This window comes from Neobacillus sp. DHD-1R, assembly GCF_057747995.1.
This window is the reverse complement of record NZ_CM173232.1, coordinates 4817784-4836674: the sequence shown is the minus strand read 5'-3', so window position 1 is coordinate 4836674 and position 18891 is coordinate 4817784. Positions and strand designations below refer to the sequence as shown.

General features: G+C 40.2%; 15 protein-coding genes. 13 read left to right on the top strand and 2 right to left on the bottom strand.

The genetic code is table 11. From position 1 onward, the window contains the following. The 6 genes from AC3ANL_RS23860 to AC3ANL_RS23835 all read left to right on the top strand — a co-directional run bounded on the left by AC3ANL_RS23860 (window position 1) and on the right by AC3ANL_RS23835 (window position 8971). Complete coding sequence (locus AC3ANL_RS23860; protein WP_488326796.1) at window positions 1-1587, top strand: response regulator; 1587 nt, start codon at window positions 1-3, stop codon at window positions 1585-1587. A 258-nt stretch (window positions 1588-1845) separates the two neighbouring features. Continuing rightward, complete coding sequence (gene mglB, locus AC3ANL_RS23855; RefSeq protein WP_488326795.1) at window positions 1846-2910, top strand: galactose/glucose ABC transporter substrate-binding protein MglB; 1065 nt, start codon at window positions 1846-1848, stop codon at window positions 2908-2910. Between the two features lie 408 nt (window positions 2911-3318). Then, entirely contained in the window at window positions 3319-4824 is a 1506-nt protein-coding gene (gene mglA / locus AC3ANL_RS23850; protein WP_488326794.1) for a galactose/methyl galactoside ABC transporter ATP-binding protein MglA, read from the top strand. A gap of 11 nt (window positions 4825-4835) precedes the next feature. Next, window positions 4836-5858, top strand: a complete 1023-nt coding sequence (mglC, locus tag AC3ANL_RS23845; RefSeq protein WP_488326793.1) for a galactose/methyl galactoside ABC transporter permease MglC — start codon at window positions 4836-4838, stop codon at window positions 5856-5858. 327 nt (window positions 5859-6185) lie between these two features. Continuing rightward, the gene (locus tag AC3ANL_RS23840; protein ID WP_488326792.1) at window positions 6186-7361 is read left to right on the top strand and encodes an ABC transporter substrate-binding protein; all 1176 of its coding nucleotides are present in this window, start codon (window positions 6186-6188) and stop codon (window positions 7359-7361) included. 374 nt (window positions 7362-7735) lie between these two features. Further along, window positions 7736-8971, top strand: coding sequence for an allantoate amidohydrolase (locus AC3ANL_RS23835; RefSeq protein WP_488326791.1), 1236 nt, complete (start codon window positions 7736-7738; stop codon window positions 8969-8971). Between the two features lie 140 nt (window positions 8972-9111). Here the strand turns inward: AC3ANL_RS23835 and AC3ANL_RS23830 are convergent, their stop codons facing one another. Further along, window positions 9112-10035 (bottom strand): DsbA family protein, encoded by a 924-nt coding sequence (locus AC3ANL_RS23830; RefSeq protein ID WP_488326790.1) that lies wholly within the window; start codon window positions 10033-10035, stop codon window positions 9112-9114. Between the two features lie 18 nt (window positions 10036-10053). Next, window positions 10054-10368 (bottom strand): winged helix-turn-helix transcriptional regulator, encoded by a 315-nt coding sequence (locus AC3ANL_RS23825; RefSeq protein ID WP_488326789.1) that lies wholly within the window; start codon window positions 10366-10368, stop codon window positions 10054-10056. 243 nt (window positions 10369-10611) lie between these two features. Here AC3ANL_RS23825 and AC3ANL_RS23820 point away from each other — a divergent pair, with 243 nt between their 5' ends. The 7 genes from AC3ANL_RS23820 to AC3ANL_RS23790 all read left to right on the top strand — a co-directional run bounded on the left by AC3ANL_RS23820 (window position 10612) and on the right by AC3ANL_RS23790 (window position 18810). After that, entirely contained in the window at window positions 10612-11559 is a 948-nt protein-coding gene (locus AC3ANL_RS23820; RefSeq protein ID WP_488326788.1) for a 3-hydroxyacyl-CoA dehydrogenase family protein, read from the top strand. 235 nt (window positions 11560-11794) lie between these two features. Further along, complete coding sequence (gene atoD, locus AC3ANL_RS23815; RefSeq protein ID WP_488329820.1) at window positions 11795-12400, top strand: acetate CoA-transferase subunit alpha; 606 nt, start codon at window positions 11795-11797, stop codon at window positions 12398-12400. Window positions 12401-12402: 2 nt separating this feature from the next. After that, entirely contained in the window at window positions 12403-13053 is a 651-nt protein-coding gene (locus AC3ANL_RS23810; RefSeq protein WP_488326787.1) for a 3-oxoacid CoA-transferase subunit B, read from the top strand. Between the two features lie 63 nt (window positions 13054-13116). Continuing rightward, complete coding sequence (locus AC3ANL_RS23805) at window positions 13117-14301, top strand: acetyl-CoA C-acetyltransferase (RefSeq protein ID WP_488326786.1); 1185 nt, start codon at window positions 13117-13119, stop codon at window positions 14299-14301. A 308-nt stretch (window positions 14302-14609) separates the two neighbouring features. Continuing rightward, window positions 14610-16043: a GntP family permease gene (locus tag AC3ANL_RS23800; RefSeq protein WP_488326785.1), complete on the top strand. Its 1434-nt coding sequence runs from the start codon at window positions 14610-14612 to the stop codon at window positions 16041-16043. A 50-nt stretch (window positions 16044-16093) separates the two neighbouring features. Next, the gene (locus tag AC3ANL_RS23795; RefSeq protein ID WP_488326784.1) at window positions 16094-16879 is read left to right on the top strand and encodes a 3-hydroxybutyrate dehydrogenase; all 786 of its coding nucleotides are present in this window, start codon (window positions 16094-16096) and stop codon (window positions 16877-16879) included. Window positions 16880-17184: 305 nt separating this feature from the next. Next, a complete protein-coding gene (locus AC3ANL_RS23790) occupies window positions 17185-18810 on the top strand; it encodes an ATP-binding protein (RefSeq protein WP_488326783.1) in 1626 nt (541 codons plus the stop codon). Window positions 18811-18891: the final 81 nt, after the last annotated feature.

Genomic DNA, 18891 nt, shown 5'->3' with positions numbered 1-18891 from the left:
TTGTTGAAAATTCTTGTTGTTGACGATGAGGTTCTAGAGCGGAAAGCATTAACGAAAATCATAAACAGCTCTTTTGAAGATGTACAGGTAATCGGTGAAGCCCCGAATGGCAGATTAGCAATTGAAATGGCTAAAGAACATCGGCCTGATATTATTTTTATGGATATTAAAATGCCTGGAATTGATGGGGTACAAGCTGTAAAAGAAATAAAAAAGATTGAGCCTGGCATTCGGTTTATCATGGTTTCTGCGTTTAATACCTTCGAATACGCGAAAGAAGTGATGCAGCAGGGGGTAAAAGAATACATCTTGAAGCCGAGCAGAAAACAGGATATTCTTGGCGGACTGCAGCGGGTCTCAGCTGAAATAAGAGAAGAACGCAAACAACGGGAAGAGCACCAAAGCTTGAAGGAAAGCTTTAGTCGAGCCATCTCGATTGCCCAAAAGGAATGGGTAACGTCTTTGTTGTTGAACCAGGTGAAAGATATTACCTTTGATGAGTGGGGACAACTATTAGGAGTTGAAATTACTTCTGGCTATATCATGCTATTTTCGTTTCAACCACAAGCGGAAACGGTACGATCCACCAGTGAACAACTAACATGGTATACATGGCTTAAAGATACCTTGAATGCAGTGGTGAAAAAGAAGGAGATTGTGTTAGGGCCGCTGACCGACAACCATATTCCCGTCTTATTTCTATGCCAAAAAACGACGGAAAAGGTTCATTTTAAAACAAGTGCCCAGACCACGATCGAGCAATTAATGAAACTTTTTCAAAGAGAAGCTTTTAAAGGTGAATTACGGATTGGTGTTGGTCTCCCTTATAATTATGCACATGAATTAAATCAATCATATCATGAAGCAGTTGTCGCGTTAGAGAGGCTTTTAAAATCGCCGAATCAAAAGTATATAATCTCTGATAAACATAAATTACCTGAACTGCCCACTCAATCAAAGCTTCTGGAAATTGAGAAAAAGCTGTTAGATGCAGTCAGACAAGGTGACGTTAATCAAGTTCTTTTTATTTTTGAATCCTATGTAAGCGGGCTTTCAGAAAATAAAGACTTAAAAGCACCATTGGTTAAGAAGTCATTTGCTGAATTATTTATACTCATTTCCCGAATGCTTCATGAGCTGGGAATTACTACTCAGCCATCACCTGTCATAGAGGGAGCAGAAGAGGTGAAGAGCTTGATAGAAAAAGGAAAATCCTATTTACTTGCGGTAGTCCAGCATGTTCAAATTTGGCGTAATAATCATGCAAAAGGAATGCTCCATAAGGCTAAGGAGTATATCGAAATTCATTATTCTGAATCCCTTACATTAGAACATGTGGCTGAATATGTAGAACTTAGTCCATTTTATTTTAGTAAATTATTTAAGGACCGGTTTGGGATGACGTTTATCGACTATTTGACAGAGATAAGGATAAAGATCGCAAAGGCAGAAATGGTTGACCCTGGAAAAAGCTTAAAGGAAATCTGTTATTCAGTAGGCTACAAGGATCCAAACTATTTTAGCAGAGTGTTTAAAAAACATACGGGGCTATCACCTACAGAGTTTCGGAAGGTAACTGGAAGTTAATAGTAAATTGTAGTAAGGACCAATTTTTCTTGGAAAAGTGGTCTTATTTGTTTTGTAGACTAGCAGAAATATTACAATGCTATTTTAAACATTGCAAGATAATCTAGAAAATCACAATTTTGTGCTACATTTTTAAACTATTGAAAACGATATCATCATGCTAACATATTTGTAAGGGCTTACATTAAGGGTGAGTAAGGCTATTATACCAGGCTGCTTACCAAAGTCTTTACAAAATAGTAAAGGGAGAATGATGACATGTTGAAAAAGAAAAAAGGCTTAATTTTATCATTAACGGTTGCTTCTAGTATTTTACTAGCAACAGGCTGCAGCAGCTCTACCAGCGGATCAGGTGATTCTGGAAAAGGTAAGGACGGCGACCTTCCAGCGGTTGGGGCAACGATTTATAAGTTTGATGATAACTTCATGTCCTATGTACGTCGGGCAATGGAAACTTCAGCAAAGGGCAATGTCAATCTAATGTTGAACGACTCCCAAAACGATCAAGCAAAACAAATTGAACAGGTGGATACACTTATCGCAAAAGGCGCTAAATCCCTAGCGATTAACCTTGTGGATCCAAAAGCAGCACAAACAATTGTGGACAAAGCGAAGCCAAAAAATATTCCAGTTATTTTCTTCAACAAAGAGCCAGATGAAGCGGTATTAAAAGGCTACGATAAAGCTTACTATGTTGGAACAACATCTTCAGAATCAGGCATTCTTCAAGGGGAATTAATTGCGAAGGCATGGGAAGCCAATAAAGATAAATATGATAAGAACAAAGATGGCAAGCTCCAGTATGTATTGTTAAAAGGTGAGCCTGGACATCCAGATGCAGAAGCTCGTACAAAATTTGCGATTGATACATTAAAAGAAAAAGGAATCCAAGTAGAAGAATTAGCAATGGATACAGCTATGTGGGATGCAACTAAAGCAACTGAAAAAATGGATGCTTGGGTTTCTAAATACAACGATAAAATTGAATTCGTTATTGCCAACAACGATGGTATGGCGTTAGGTGCAATTGCATCGCTTGAAAAAGCAGGATATTTCACTGGTGACAAATACATTCCAGTTGTAGGTGTTGACGCTATTCCAGAAGCACTTGAAATGATTGAAAAAGGTAAAATGGTCGGGTCAATTTTAAATGATGCGAAAAACCAAGGAAAAGCAACCGTTGAACTTGCAGCAAATGCAGCAAAAGGTAAAGACGTATTAGACGGCACAGAGTGGAAACTTGACGACAAAAAGGCCGTTCGTGTTCCGTACATCGAAATCACAAAAGACAACATCCAAGTCGGTAGAGATGCTTATAAATAGAAAAGCGTAAGCGCCCTGGTCAGCGGCGTATGGCCTGGAGCAGTCCAACTGAGATAAAGGAAATACGAAGAGCCGGAGGCGATTCGATGTTGACTTATCGTAGGGCGGAGAGCGAAGGACACTAGCCGCTAGGGCGCTGGAGCTGGACAAATAAGCGTAAGCGCCCTGGTCAGCGGCGTATGGAGGCGCCTTTCCTGGGGCTGTGATGATCAGCCCCCTGGCGCTCTTCGAACGAAGGAAAAGATGACGCTTTTCCTTCGTTCGGGGATTTGTGGAGCAAGGGACAGATCCGTTTGCGACATCCACTGGACGCCGTACAAATTAAATGTACTTTTTATTAAACAAATAGGAGACGGGCTCATGAGTGCCGCTCATATTTTTTAAATGGTAAAGTGAGGAGGTTCACTTATGTCAGAATCTAGTACTACCAATCTACTTGAAATGCAGAATGTCACCAAAAGGTTCCCTGGGGTACTTGCTTTAGACAATGTTTCCCTGAAGGTGAAGCCTGGTTCGGTACATGCTTTAATGGGAGAAAACGGGGCAGGAAAATCAACATTAATGAAATGCCTATTCGGTATTTATTCCATGGATGAAGGCAAGGTCATTTTTGAAGGAAAAGAAATATCCTTTATGAATTCCAAACAAGCTTTAGAAAGTGGAGTCTCGATGGTGCACCAGGAGCTTAACCAGGTGCGTCAACAGAATGTTATGGATAATATTTGGCTGGGGCGCTATCCGAAAAAGGGCATTTTTATTGATGAAAAGAAAATGTACGAGGATACGAAGGCGATTTTTACCAATCTGGACATTCACATTGATCCACGCAGTAAAGTAAGTTCATTATCCGTTTCCGAAATGCAGATGGTAGAAATTGCAAAAGCCGTCTCCTATCATTCAAAAATCATTGTAATGGATGAACCGACTTCATCGCTGACAGAGACCGAAGTCAATCATCTCTTTAGAATCATAAGAAGGCTTCAAAGTGAGAATGTGGCGATTATCTATATTTCACACAAAATGGAGGAAATCTTAAGGATTTCGGACGAAGTTACGATTATGCGCGACGGCCAGTACATTGCAACAAAGAGTGCAAAAGACCTAACGACGGACGAAATCATCAAGCTAATGGTGGGTCGAGACTTATCGCAGCGCTTCCCTGCTAAAGAAAATACGCCTGGTGATGTCATTCTGAAGGTTTCTGATTTGACTGCAGAAACACAGCCGTCTTTTTCGAATGTAAGTTTTGAACTAAAAAAAGGTGAGATATTAGGAATTGCTGGATTAGTAGGATCAAAACGAACGGAAGTAGTCGAAGCCTTATTCGGAATCAGGGCGTTAAAATCTGGAACGATTGAATTAAATGGTAAGGTGGTTCACAATCATTCACCACAGCACGCCATCAAAAATGGCTTTGCCCTTGTAACAGAGGAAAGAAGATCAACTGGGATTTTTCCAGAATTGAGCATCAGCTTTAACTCGATTATTTCAAACATGAAGCAATACAAAACGAAAAGTGGCTTTTTATCTAACCGCAAAGTGGCCGACGATACCCAATGGGTGATCGATTCGATGAAAGTAAAAACACCATCTCAAAGGACATCGATTGGCAGCTTATCGGGTGGTAACCAACAGAAGGTCATAATTGGTCGTTGGTTATTAACAAAGCCCAATATATTATTGCTAGATGAACCTACACGGGGTATTGATGTTGGGGCAAAGTTTGAAATTTACCAGCTGATTAACCAATTGGCAGCAGAAGGAAAAGGGATTGTCATGATTTCTTCCGAAATGCCTGAGCTTTTAGGGGTTACAGACCGAATTTTAGTTATGAGTAATGGGAAAGCAGCTGGGATTGTTGAAACAGCTGCCACATCTCAAGAAGAAATCATGCGTTTAGCAGCTTTGTATTAGGAGGAATAAAAATGAATACGAAGGCTTCAAAAAAGACCAATGTTTCAAAATGGTTTGTTGATAATGTCATTTATGTAGTTTTAATTCTATTAGTTGTCGGGATTGTCATTGCTTCCCCTGACTTTTTATCGATGACTAACCTAATCAATATCCTAAGTCAGGCCTCTTCTCGAGTCATTATCGCACTTGGGGTAGCGGGGATCTTGATTTTAGCGGGTACTGATCTATCAGCCGGAAGGATGGTTGGTCTTGCAGCGGTTATTTCAGCATCCATGTTACAAGCCGGTGATTACGCTTATAAAATGTATCCCAATTTGCAGGAATTACCGCTATTTGTTCCAATCATCATTGCCATGCTTGCAACGGGTATAATTTCTGCCATCAGTGGCGTGATCGTTGCAAGACTTCATGTTCCACCATTCATTGCAACATTAGGTATGATGATTGTTGTGTACGGATTAACTTCGATTTACTTTGACCGGCCGCCATATGGTGCGCAGCCAATTGGTGGATTAAGTGAAAAATTCACAACGTTTGCACAGCGTGGAATAAAGATTGGTCAATATGAATTCCCATATCTCATTTTATATGCCATCATTGTATCGGTCATTATTTGGGTCATATGGAATAAAACACAACTAGGTAAAAACATGTACGCCATTGGCGGTAACCCGGAAGCAGCGAAAGTTTCAGGGGTAAATGTAGCCAGAAATATTATAATTATTTATATGATTGCCGGCCTTCTTTATGGCCTAACTGGTACACTTGAAGCCGGTCGTGTTGGTAGTGCTACCAACAATACAGGTAACATGTACGAGATGGATGCAATCGCAGCCTGTGTTGTTGGCGGGGTATCCTTAACGGGAGGAATTGGAACTGTACCGGGTATTGTAACCGGGGTTCTGATTTTCCAAGTTATTAACTACGGTCTAGCCTTCCTTGGTGTAAGTCCATATATCCAATTTATTGTAAAGGGTTTAATCATCATTGTCGCGGTCGCATTCGACATGCGGAAACACGCTAAGAAAAAATAGAAGCAAGTAAAAGGGCAGTCTCCTATGGGGATTGTCCTTTTGGTATATTAGAATATTTACAAAATTGATTAATAGAAAGATAGTATAATTTTTTATCCAGCTATTATTATTCAGAATTTAGTATGTTTGTTTCAAAACTGTTATAATACAATGAATTCAGAAATATTTAAATTAATAAAAAATATACTAGACGAAAGAAGAAAATAGTATTAGAATACTATTTATCAAATAACTCAACGACAAAGCAAAATGTTTTTACCATTTTGGTAAAAAACTAGCTATGTTCATTGATGTCAGAAAAATCAAACAAATAAGGGGATCATCATTATGAAGAAGAAATTTGCAAAGATGTTTATGGCTTCAGCATTATTAGCTGGAGTATTAGCTGGATGTGGTCAGGCAAAAGAGAGTTCAGGCAGTAGCAGTGATTCTATTAAAATAGGTGTTAATTTAGAACTTTCAGGCGGTGTTGCTTCCTATGGCGAGTCACTTGCATCTGGGATCGATCTTGCTGTTGAAGAGATTAACAAAAATGGCGGGGTTGATGGTAAAAAGCTCGATCTTATCAAAGTGGACAATAAATCAGATGCAGCAGAAGCCACCAATGGTGCCATCAAGTTAACGAGTCAAGATAAGGTAACAGCCATTATTGGAGCAGCCACAAGTGGGGATACAGTAGCACAGGCTGAAATCGCAAATGGTAATAAAACAGTTTTGTTAACTCCTTCGGGAACAGCACCAAATGTAACTGTAAGTGATAAAGGGAAGTTGAATGAATTTGTTTTCCGTACTTCATTTATTGATCCATTCCAAGGAACAGTTGCTGCAAATTTTGCTGCTAAAGAATTAAAAGTTACAAATGCTGCTATTTTTGAGGACAGCGCCAGCGATTATGCAAAAGGTCTTGCGGCTTCATTTAAGAAGACTTTTGAAACAGCAGGCGGAAAGGTTGTTGCTGAAGAAGCATATGTAGGAAAGGATACGGACTTCCGTGCTACCTTAACACGGATCAAGGCAAAAAATCCTGAATTCATTTTTATTCCTGGATACTATGAAGAAGTAGGCTTAATCGTTAAACAAGCTCGTGAGTTGGGGATTGACGTTCCATTGGTTGGAGGAGATGGCTGGGATTCACCAAAGTTAATTGAATTAGCAGGCGCTGAGGCATTGAACAATACATTTATCACAACCCATTACTCTCCTGAAGATCCAGACCAAAAGATTCAAAAGTTTGTAACCGCATATAAAGAAAAGAACGGTGGAAATTTACCTAACGCCTTCAATGCTCTTGGCTATGATACTGCCTATCTATTAGCAGACGCCATCAAGCGTGCCGGCAGCACGGATTCAACAAAAATTAAAGATGCATTAGCGAAAACTAAAGATTTATCACTTGTTACTGGTATTGTTACGATAGACAAGAATCACAATCCTATTAAATCAGCAACTATTTTAGAGTATAAAGACGGTAAGCAAGTGTTTAAAACCAAAGTTAACCCATAAGAAGAAAAGCGGAAGCGCCCTGGTCAGCGGCGTATGGCCTGGAGCTGGACAATTCTCGAAGACAAAACTTATAAATTCTTATATAAGCAAAAAGGTGAAATGGGCAGGGTCTCCTGCCGTTTCATCTTTTTTGTTTTCCAGGTTTTCTTTTAAATATACAAACTATAAAACAATTAGGATGGAAGATTTTATGTTTTGTCTAATGACAGGAAAGGGCCGTGGTGTATAATTAAAATGTTAACTGAATATTTTAAAGAATATATATATTTATCTGTTTACACATTAATCCCGATGAAATTCACTTTAATAAACATTCAATGAAACATTATTTGTTCATTATTTAGTATCAGTTTTTTAAAGGGGGAGTGTTTAGCATGCAGCAACGGCAAAAGCTAGTCATAAATGGAGAAAGATTGAAGCAGGAACTGGAACGATTTGCTGAGTTTGGACAAACAGAAAACAATGGGGTTACACGTTTGTCTTTGTCAGAAGAAGATCGTCGTGTCCGGGATTATTTCCGGAATTGCTGCGAGGAGCTTGGGTTAACGGTCAAGGTGGATGATATGGGCTGTATGTATGCGACCCTGGAGGGGCTCGAAGATAATCCACCATTATTAATTGGATCGCATCTGGACTCGGTAAAAAAGGGTGGCCGTTTTGATGGGGTATTAGGGGTATTAACAGGGTTAGAAGTGGTTCGGACATTGGTGGACAATCAGATAAAACCGCAAATCCCGATTACGATTGTTAATTTTACAAATGAAGAGGGTTCAAGATTTGAGCCTTCGATGATGGCATCGGGTGTCCTTTCTGGTAAGTTTGAAAAATCCGTCATGTTACAAAAAGTAGATTCAGAGGGAATCACCTTTGAGGCTGCCTTAAAAGCCAGCGGGTATGAAGGGGATATAGAGAATCGTCTAAAAGAAGCTGCCGCGTTTCTTGAATTGCATATTGAGCAAGGGCCTATCCTCGAAAAAGAAGCACTTACTATCGGGGTGGTCGAATGTGTTGTTGGGATGGCTTGTTATGAAATTGAAGTGACAGGAGAGTCCGATCATGCTGGCACGACCCCAATGAATATGAGAAAGGATGCCCTGTTTGCAACTAATAACTTGATCAACGAAATTCGGAACCATTTGGGTGTCCTAGATGAAGAGTTGGTTTATACAATTGGCAGGGTGAACGTGTATCCGAGCATTCACACAGTTATCCCGAATAAGGTAGTTTTTACGCTTGAAGCACGGCATAAGGATATGGATATTGTCGGCGCGGTAAAGGATTTCATTGAAGGTCTTCCATACCGAGGCGTTAATGAGGGCTGTGAGGTTAAAACAACCAAGCTGTGGGAACGGGATACAGTTTGGTTTGAACAGGAACTCTGCCGCCAATTAGAACAATCCGCCGAGTCTCTCGGCTATTCCCATAAAAGAATGGTCAGCGGTGCTGGCCATGATGCCCAGTTTATTTCCAGCTACGTGCCAACGGCGATGCTGTTTGTACCAAGTGTTAACGGAAAAAGCCATTGTGAAGAGGAACTAACCACTTGGGAGGACTGTGAAAAAGGGGTAAATGTTGTTTTAGATACAGTGCTCAGCTTATTATCCAAATAAAAAGGGAATGGAATAGAATAAATTAGTTAATAGAAATAGCGAGGAGCACGTCCAAGTGCTCCTCGCTGTTTTTTTAGTATATTTGAATTTATAAGTTTTGGCTTCGAGAATTGTCTAGCTCCAGGCGCCTTGCGCTTTTATTATTTTTTAGTGATATATAATTCTCCCAGAACTTCATTGATCTCATATTCGTTGGCTGAAAGACTGCCTTCAAGCAATGATCTTACTTCTGATTGGTCAAGGTTATAGAGGACCTCCAATTCTTTGGAGAAGAGTAAGCCTTCTTTTTCGAGCAATTCTTTAAGTGGAGGGAGAGCTGCAGCCTGCAGCTCCTCGGAAGTTATTCCAAGTACCTGTTCAAGTCCCTTTTGATAGTATTCGAATGGTCGGGCACCGACGATTTTTACCCCTTTATTCTCTTCGTTCAAGATAATGATGGTTGGAAAGCCGCGCACTCCAAGGTTTCTTGCAAGGGAAAAATCTTGATCTAACAGTTCGTGACCGACTGAAAGTGTAGATTCTCTTACTATTTGTTCCCCGTCTAACCCTAATTGATTGACGAGATTAATCAATACTTGTTCATCACCAATATTTTGGTTAAAGGCAAAAACCTGCTCACGAGCACGTCGTAAAAATGTCCGAGCGAGCTGCGCATCCTTCTGTTGTAAAATTTTAAATACTCGGGACGGAGGATAGGATGATTGTACCGGATTATCGAGCCATAATGTGCCATCCACAGGCATACGGGAATGTTCGCCAACTTCTCTCCAATGACCCGCAACGTCCGAAGGGCCGCCGATTCCATTCGCAACATCAGCAAAACCATCCCAGTTGGGCAATAACCCTCCCATTACGGTATGCAAATCAAAATAATGTCCATACAATAATTCGAATTTATGTAATTCCGGTTCTAGCGCCCAGCAGTGAGAGCAGATAGGGTCGGTTACATAATAAAGCGTAAGTTTTGTTGGTGGTTGATTGAAATCAATCGTTTCCATTCCATTTTCTCCGGCTTCACCGCAAACGCCGGTTTCTAAGTCACAAACCATTTTATTGTTAGTCATGTTCGTTTTCCTCTTCCTTTAAAGTTTTTTATAGTGTTGAGCCCATTTTTGAATGGGTCCAAGTGCAGCAGTTAAGGATGTTCCCTTTTCTGTTAATTCATAAGAAATCACGATTGGAGAACCTGCTATTACTTTTTTTTCAATTAAGCCGTACTCAACTAGCTCGGATAGTTTTAATGAAAGTGCTCTAGGAGTAATATCTGGGAGGTCACGTTTTATTTCAGAAAAATGGGCACTGCCATATGGGCACAGTGACAAGTAATGGATAATTAAGCCGTTCCATTTTTTTCCTAATATTTCAAATGAGTATTGTAAATATGGACAAATTTCCATATAAAAACCTCCCTTATATCTCTTATTATAATAGATATAAAAAATATATCAAGTATAAAAAATATACCTATTGATATTGGTGTCATTAAGTTGGTGTCAGGCACCGTTCGTGGACACTGTCCATTGGAGACGGACACTAAAAAGTGAAGGAAAAGTTGGGTTAATCTGACTGGTGGCACGAAAATTGCATAGTTTATGGTGGATAAATAAATGGTTATGTAAGAAGAAGAGAGGGGAATACATATGATAAAAAAAATTGCGGTCATCGGTTCAGGTGTTATGGGGAGTGGGATTGCCCAGTCCTTTGCTGTTAATGGATATCAGGTTCTGCTGAATGATGTGAAAGAGGAGTTTTTACTAAAGGCCAAGGACAGGATATTTGAAGACCTCTCCCTATTGGTAGAAGAAGCTGACATAACGGAAGAAAGGATGCAAACAACACTTGCCAATATCACTTATTCTATTGATTTAGAAGAGGCAGTCCGTGAGGCAGATTTTATCATTGAAGCCATTCCTGAAGTTATAGAGCTAAAGTGGGAGCTTTTTCAAAAATTAGCACAAATGATGAAGCCTGATGCAATTGTGGCATCTAATACATCAACTTTTCCAATTTCAAGATTAATGGAGAAAGCTGCGATCTCCGAACGAATGATGATTACCCATTTTTTCAATCCTGCCCATTTAGTGCCTCTAGTTGAAATAGTCAAACACAAGCAAACTAAAGACTCAGTTGTCGAGACAACGATGAATTTAATTCGCAGCATAGGTAAGTCACCAGTTTTTCTGAAGAAAGAAATTTCTGGTTTTATAGCGAACCGGCTGCAAACAGCATTAATGAGGGAAGCTTTTTATTTATTAAATGAAGGCGTTGCCAGTGCTGAAGATATTGATACAGCTATAACGGCTGGACCAGGCTTTCGCTGGGCATTCACTGGCCCGATTGAGATTGCTGATTTTGGCGGGCTTGATACATGGCAGCGTGTGTTTGATAATGTTGCGCCAGATTTAGACGAAAGCAAGGGTGCTCCCGCAATCATTCGTGAGTTAGTTGCCCAGGACAAGCTTGGAGTAAAATCTGGTGAAGGGATCTTTCATTATGAGGGTTCGGCAGTATCTCAAAAAATAAATGAGCGCGACCGTCATTTTATTCAGCTAAAAAAGATTAAAGGAAAACAAGAAAACTATAAATAGAGATTAATAGTAGTGTAGAGATAATCTTCCTCCATGTAGAGGGATTATTTTAGAAGGTAAAAATTATTTTCTCAAAATGGCTAAAAAGAAATTTTTAATTGCAATGTAAAGTTGGCACGAATCTTGCATATTAAATGAGTGTGAGGACAAAAACTTCACTTATATTTTCGGGAGGTGCTTTTAAGTGAATAAAATAATTTCAAAAGAAGAAATTTCATCTTTTTTCACAGATGGGATGACTGTTATGGCAGGAGGATTTATGGGGGTCGGTACACCTCAAGCACTTGTTTCCGCCATGTTAGAAGCAAATGTAAAAGATATTACCTTGATTGCAAATGATACCGCTTTCATTGAAACTGGCGTAGGGCCATTAATTATGAATAAACGAGTTAAAAAGGTTATTGCTTCCCACATCGGGACGAATCCAGAAACAGGAAGACAAATGATTGCAGGTGAAATGGACGTGGAGTTGGTTCCACAAGGAACACTTGCTGAGCGAGTACGTGCAGGCGGCTCCGGTCTTGGTGGAGTATTAACTCCAACAGGTGTAGGAACGGTTGTTGAGGAAGGAAAAGAAAAAATTACTGTTGACGGCCGTGAATATCTGCTTGAAAAACCACTCCGTGCAGAAGTTGCTCTTCTTAAAGCCTATAAAGCTGATAAAGCAGGGAATTTAATTTACCATCGTTCCGCACGGAACTTTAACCCACTGATGGCACTGGCTGCTGACAAGGTCATTGTTCAAGTAGAGGAAATTGTAGAAGTCGGGGAGATTGATCCCGATGAAGTAATGACTCCTGGGATTCTTGTCGATAAAATTTACGTTCAAGGAGGATGTTAATAATGAACAGTACACTAGTAAATCCAAAGCAAATCATCGCCGCTCGGGTAGCAAAGGAAATGAAGGACGGAGATGTGGTCAACTTGGGTATCGGTCTTCCAACGATGGTGCCAAATTATTTGCCTGAAGGTGTTAATGTCATTCTTCAATCAGAAAATGGTTATATCGGCCTTGGACCAGTTAACGGAGAAGCTGATCCAGACCTTGTTAATGCTGGGGGGCAGCCTGCCGGCATTATCCCGGGTGGTGCATTTTTCGACAGCTTATTCTCATTCGAATTAATCCGCGGCGGCCATGTGGATGTGACAGTTCTTGGGGGGTTAGAGGTTGATACTAAAGGAAATCTAGCAAACTGGATGGTTCCTGGAAAAATGGTTCCAGGTATGGGCGGTGCAATGGATTTAGTAACAGGAGCCAAAAGGGTTATTGTCGCAATGGAACATGTGGCGAAAAATGGCTCTTCTAAAATACTTGAACAGTGCCGTTTACCTTTGACAGGAAAAGGCGTAGTCGACCTGATTGTCACGGAATTAGCTGTTTTCCGCGTAACCAATGAAGGATTGGTGCTAGAAGAGCTGCAAGATGGGGTTGATTTGGAAACAGTGAAGGAAAAAACGGAGGCTTCTTTTAAAATCAATCCTGCTATTTTATAGCAAAATAGCATTCTCTTCTTAATGAACAAACCATCATATTACTAAAATTGGAGGAAAACATTCATGCGTGAAGTAGTTATAGTAAGTGCAGTACGTACCGCAATTGGCAGCTTTATGGGGACTTTAAGCAACACACCAGCAACAGAGTTAGGGGCTACTGTCATTAAAGAAGCAATCAACCGTGCTGGAATTACAGGAGATCAAGTTGATGAAGTGATTATGGGAAACGTTCTTCAAGCAGGTCTTGGCCAAGGCCCTGCCCGTCAAGCTGCGCTTAAAGCAGGCTTGCCAATTGAAGTTTCAGCTATGGCGATCAATAAACTCTGCGGCTCTGGATTAAAAGCGGTCCACCTCGCCACACAGGCCATTCAAACGGGAGATGCAGAAATTGTCGTAGCAGGCGGAATGGAAAATATGAGTCTCGCACCATACCTGCTGCCAAATGGCCGGACAGGATATCGCATGGGCGATGGTAAGATTATCGATAGTATGATTCAAGATGGATTGCAATGTGCGGTTAACTCTTACCATATGGGGGTAACGGCAGAAAATATTGCCGAGAAATATGGGCTAACGCGGGAAGAACAAGACGAGTTTTCTGCATGGAGCCAGCAAAGGGCAGAAGCAGCTATCAACGAAGGTAAGTTTACGGAAGAGATTGTTCCGGTTGTGATTCCACAGCGTAAGGGAGAGCCTATTGTATTTGACACAGATGAATTCCCACGTGCTGGAGTCACAGCGGAAAAGCTTGCAAAATTAAAATCAGCGTTTAAAAAAGAGGGAACTGTTACAGCGGGAAATGCTTCCGGCATCAATGACGGCGCAGCTGCTCTTGTCCTTATGAGCAGAGAAAAAGCTAATGAATTAGGTGTTAAGCCGATGGCTATTATTCGCGGAAATGGGACTGCAGGTGTGGATCCTAGTATTATGGGAATTGGACCTGTTCCAGCTACTAAAAAGGCTTTTGAAAAAGCAGGACTAACCATCGAGGATATGGATCTAGTGGAAGCAAACGAGGCATTTGCAGCACAATCATTAGCTGTTGGCCGTGATTTAGCGATACCAAGAGAAAAACTAAATGTGAACGGCGGGGCGGTTGCACTTGGCCACCCAATCGGTGCCAGTGGTGCACGAATTCTGGTTACATTATTACATGAAATGAAACGCCAAGGGTCTCAGTACGGTTTAGCTACTCTATGTATTGGCGGCGGTATGGGAATTGCAACAGTTGTGGAAATGGAAAAATAATTGATTTTCTTAAAATGTAAGGTTGAACAAATTCCGCAAAAACGGAAAATTCCGTTTTTGCGGAAACGCTTACATGGTAATAATTCCGGATTTTCGGAACAAATGGTGTCCAACCATAAAAACTATTTTGTGTTTTCATATACTTAAAATCTTTGAAATAAGTATTTTAATTGCCTATAGTTAAAGTTATAAAAAATTCATTAATCTGGCACAAAACTTGCACATGTAAATATGTAAGCTTTTATATGAAACCGCTTACCTGTCGGGAGGTAAGCCAAAGCTTACAAAAAATATTAAGGGGGATTTACATGGAATTATTTATTATTTTATTGGCGCTCGGGCTATTGATATTTGTGGCCTACCGCGGATTCTCTGTTATTCTGTTTGCACCAATATGCGCATTACTTGCTGTATTGCTCATAGACCCAAGCCATGTTTTACCGTTCTTTTCCGGGGTATTCATGGAGAAAATGGTTGGATTCATTAAATCTTATTTCGCCGTCTTTTTATTAGGTGCTATTTTTGGAAAAGTGGTTGAAATGTCAGGGATTGCAGAATCCATCGCGAAGACGATTGTTAAATTGCTTGGTGCAAAACGTGCTATGTTAACGATTGTTTTATTAGGCGCTATCTTAACATATAGCGGCGTAAGTTTATTCGTTGCCGTATTTGCCATTTATCCATTTGCTGCCCAAATGTTTAGACAAGCAAATATTCCAAAACGACTTATTCCAGGAACGATCGCACTTGGTGCCTTTACGTTCACAATGGATGCATTACCAGGTACACCACAAATTCAAAACGTAATCCCAATTGCCTTCTTTAAGACAGATATTTATGCCGCACCTACACTTGGAATTATCGGTGCTGTGGTTGTCCTAGGAGCTGGTTTACTTTATCTAGAATCGAGAAGAAGAAAGGCTGAAAAAGCTGGTGAAGGCTATTTTGGGTTTGGTGCTGAAAATGCAGCTGCGCTTGAAAAGGCAAAACTTGAAGAAACGACAGGACCAGATTTAGCAACACAGCAATCTGTGGCAAGACAGATTTTTGCATTTGTTCCACTCATTCTTGTGGGCGTAACAAATAAACTGTTCATTACGTATATCCCTAAATGGTATCCAGATGGCTTTGATTTTTCGGCGATTGGTTTGAAAGCATATGCTGTAGACGTACCTACGGTTGCCCCTGTTTGGGCCATCATCATGGCACTTATTGTTGGTATCATTTCATCGATAGCATATGATTGGAAACGTGTTACAGGCGGCTTTAAAGATGGACTAAATCTTGCGATTGCCGGTTCACTACTTGCAACTATGAATACAGGTGCTGAATATGGATTTGGCGGCATTATTGCGGCACTTCCAGGATTTTCAAAAATCAGTGATGGGATTTCTGGTACATTCACGAATCCGCTTGTCAACGGTGCTGTGACGACAAGTGCCCTTGCTGGAATGACAGGATCTGCTTCCGGTGGTATGGGGATTGCATTAGGAGCGATGGCAGATAAGTATAATCAAGCGATTGCTGCTGCTCATATCCCGCCAGAAGTTATGCACCGTGTTGTGGCGATGGCGTCCGGTGGTATGGATACGCTCCCGCATAATGGTGCCGTTATTACCTTGCTTGCTGTTACAGGCTTAACACATAAACAGTCATACAAAGATATTTTTGCTGTAACGTTGATTAAAACAGCAGCGGTATTTGTTGTTATCGCACTTTACACATTCTTTGGCATTATTTAATCGAGAGTTTACTAGAAAAACTGAGTTCAATATAGTAGGAGGTTACTAGCATGAGTAAAGCATTAGAAGGAAAAACAGCATTTATTACAGGATCTGCAAGTGGAATTGGATTAGAAATCGCAAAGACTTTCGCTCTTGAGGGTGCAAAGGTTGTTATTTCTGATTTAAACGCTGAAAAAAGTGATCAAGTTGCGTCAGAACTAAGAGACCAAGGATTTGAAGCTCTTTCAGCTCCCTGTGACGTGACAAATGAGGAGGCCTTCAAGAATAGCCTTCATCAAGCACGTGAAACGTTCGGCAGTCTTGATATTTTAGTTAACAATGCAGGGATGCAGTATGTGTCGCCTATTGAAGAATTCCCTACTGAAAAATTTGAATTACTAGTAAAAATCATGTTAACAGCACCGTTCATTGGTATTAAAACGGTATTCCCAATTATGAAGGAACAAGGTTTTGGCAGAGTTATTAATATGGCTTCCGTTAATGGAGTCATTGGTTTTGCTGGAAAAGCAGCTTATAATAGTGCAAAACACGGTGTCATTGGGTTAACAAAGGTGGCGGCATTGGAAGGTGCTACTTCTGGAATCACGGTCAACGCCTTATGTCCCGGATATGTGGATACACCGCTTGTTAGAAATCAATTAAAAGACTTAGCTACTACAAGAAATGTTAGCTTGGATAGTGTAATTGATGAGGTGCTTTTACCGTTGGTTCCACAAAAACGACTCTTGTCTGTATCGGAAATTGCTGACTATGCAGTCTTCTTAGCTAGTGATAAAGGAAGAGGAATTACAGGTCAAGCCGTGATTCTTGATGGCGGCTACACTGCACAATAATTACTTTATAAAAAAGTGGATGTTCTAAAAGGGTCTGACCCCACATTTAACACTCAATATATAATCGCCTATTAGGAAAGATATATTGAGATTGTGGGGTCTGACCCTTATTTTTGGACCGCCCCTCTATTATTTTCATGCGCAAAAACTTGCTAGGAATACGTGCTCGACATCCTCGTTATCGAAAAATCCAAACCATCTTGGGCTAAAGGCTCCATTAGTTTTTTTCTTATGGAAATCGTCGTAACTCTAGTTTAAGATAAAAGGGAATATTGCAAATTTGACAATGTATGGGTGGGAGTCCGTTGGTTCTTTTAGACTATATTATTAATCTCTCAATTTTTTCATTATTGGTTAGTACACCGTTAGTGATTGGTTCATTTGTCAATTATAAACCTCTGAAACAAGTCGGGTCTTGGGTAGGATTATATGGAGGCATTGTTTCCATCCTTCTTGTTGCCTTATCGTTCCAGCAGCATGGGTATTCCTATGATATCCGCTATGCACCGGTTATTCTGGTGTATGCCTATTTTGGACTATGGCCAGGATTAATTACCGGGATATTTGCTCTAAGCTCAAGATTGTTTGTAAGTGGTCATTGGATACCGGCAATTAGCGGATGGATCGCCATTGTCATGATTTTTTCTATCCTTCATTTGTACACAAAGCGTCTTACCCCTGTAAAAAGATGCATTCTCTTTTTTGGAGCCTATGTCGTCATTTATATTATTACGGTACCACTTATTTTCAATGCATTTAGAGATAAACCATTCTTCCATCTTCAATATATTTTATTTGTTATGTTGGGCGTAATTATTGGAATTTTATTAATTGAATCCTATCTGAAATTGCATCGATTAAATCATCGCTTAATAAACATGTACAAGTTAGTGGAGGCGAGCGAATCCAATTATCGACTCATTGCAGAGAATACTTCAGATCTTATTATAGTAATAGATAAGGAGCAGTTGATTAATTACTATTCTCCTTCGCATGAGCACGTTTTAGGATTCAGTTACTGTGAGTTAGAAAAGTTTGAGTTAACGCAGTTAGTTCATCCGGAAGATGTAACGAATTTTAGACATAGATTATTGGAGATGTTTGTACATAAAGAGTCAAGAGCAATGGAATTTCGTTTGAAGCATAAAGATGGCTATTGGATTGAGTTTGAATCCCGCTGTATGCCAGTTCGCGGCGAAGAAGATGTAATCGAGAATATTGTTATTATAAGCCGGGATATATCGGAACGAAAGAAATCCGAAGAAATCCTTTTGCAATCTGAAAAGCTATCGATTGTCGGGGAACTAGCAGCGGGAGTTGCCCATGAAATCCGCAATCCCCTTACCACTATTAAAGGATTTGTTCAGCTTTATAAGGCAGAAAATAGCTCAATCGAATACAATGATTTACTCCTAAGTGAGTTGGAGCGGATTGAAAATATTACGAGTGAACTTCTAACATTGGGGAAACCTCAAGCAGTCCAACTGGAAAGGACTAATGTAAGGAAGTTAATGGAAAATACACTCGAGTTACTAGCACCACAGGCCCTAATGGATAATGTTCAATTTAAACTCGATGTTGAGGAGCATCCTTTTATTATTACAGGTGAGCGGAATCAATTAAAACAGGTATTCTTAAATATATTTAAAAATGCTATAGAGGCAATGCCGCTTGGCGGAGACATTCTCATTAATATCCGAAAAGGGACAGGAAATGAATGTATCATTTCGATTCAAGATCAGGGGTGTGGAATCCCAGATGAACTACTTCCGCGTTTAGGTGAGCCTTTCTACAGCTTAAAAGAAAAGGGGACAGGTCTCGGCATCATGATCTGCCATAAAATTATTAAACAGCACAATGGCAGCATCAACTATACAAGCAAAGTCAAACAAGGAACCTTAGTGGAGATTAAACTACCATTGGTAAGTTGAATATACTCAAAAGGGTGTCAGGCACCGCCCGTGGACATTGTCCACCAGTGGTGCCTGACACCCTTTTTTTATAGGAAATTA

What these genes read in the sequence shown, in the direction of transcription:
- AC3ANL_RS23820 (WP_488326788.1), top strand. Translation starts at nt 10,612, where the DNA reads ATGATAAAAAAAATTGCGGTCATCGGTTCAGGTGTTATGGGGAGTGGG.
- mglA (WP_488326794.1), top strand. Translation starts at nt 3,319, where the DNA reads ATGTCAGAATCTAGTACTACCAATCTACTTGAAATGCAGAATGTCACC.
- AC3ANL_RS23805 (WP_488326786.1), top strand. Translation starts at nt 13,117, where the DNA reads ATGCGTGAAGTAGTTATAGTAAGTGCAGTACGTACCGCAATTGGCAGC.
- AC3ANL_RS23800 (WP_488326785.1), top strand. Translation starts at nt 14,610, where the DNA reads ATGGAATTATTTATTATTTTATTGGCGCTCGGGCTATTGATATTTGTG.
- AC3ANL_RS23835 (WP_488326791.1), top strand. Translation starts at nt 7,736, where the DNA reads ATGCAGCAACGGCAAAAGCTAGTCATAAATGGAGAAAGATTGAAGCAG.
- mglB (WP_488326795.1), top strand. Translation starts at nt 1,846, where the DNA reads ATGTTGAAAAAGAAAAAAGGCTTAATTTTATCATTAACGGTTGCTTCT.
- mglC (WP_488326793.1), top strand. Translation starts at nt 4,836, where the DNA reads ATGAATACGAAGGCTTCAAAAAAGACCAATGTTTCAAAATGGTTTGTT.
- AC3ANL_RS23840 (WP_488326792.1), top strand. Translation starts at nt 6,186, where the DNA reads ATGAAGAAGAAATTTGCAAAGATGTTTATGGCTTCAGCATTATTAGCT.
- AC3ANL_RS23795 (WP_488326784.1), top strand. Translation starts at nt 16,094, where the DNA reads ATGAGTAAAGCATTAGAAGGAAAAACAGCATTTATTACAGGATCTGCA.
- AC3ANL_RS23830 (WP_488326790.1), bottom strand. Translation starts at nt 10,035, where the DNA reads ATGACTAACAATAAAATGGTTTGTGACTTAGAAACCGGCGTTTGCGGT.
- atoD (WP_488329820.1), top strand. Translation starts at nt 11,795, where the DNA reads ATGACTGTTATGGCAGGAGGATTTATGGGGGTCGGTACACCTCAAGCA.
- AC3ANL_RS23825 (WP_488326789.1), bottom strand. Translation starts at nt 10,368, where the DNA reads ATGGAAATTTGTCCATATTTACAATACTCATTTGAAATATTAGGAAAA.
- AC3ANL_RS23810 (WP_488326787.1), top strand. Translation starts at nt 12,403, where the DNA reads ATGAACAGTACACTAGTAAATCCAAAGCAAATCATCGCCGCTCGGGTA.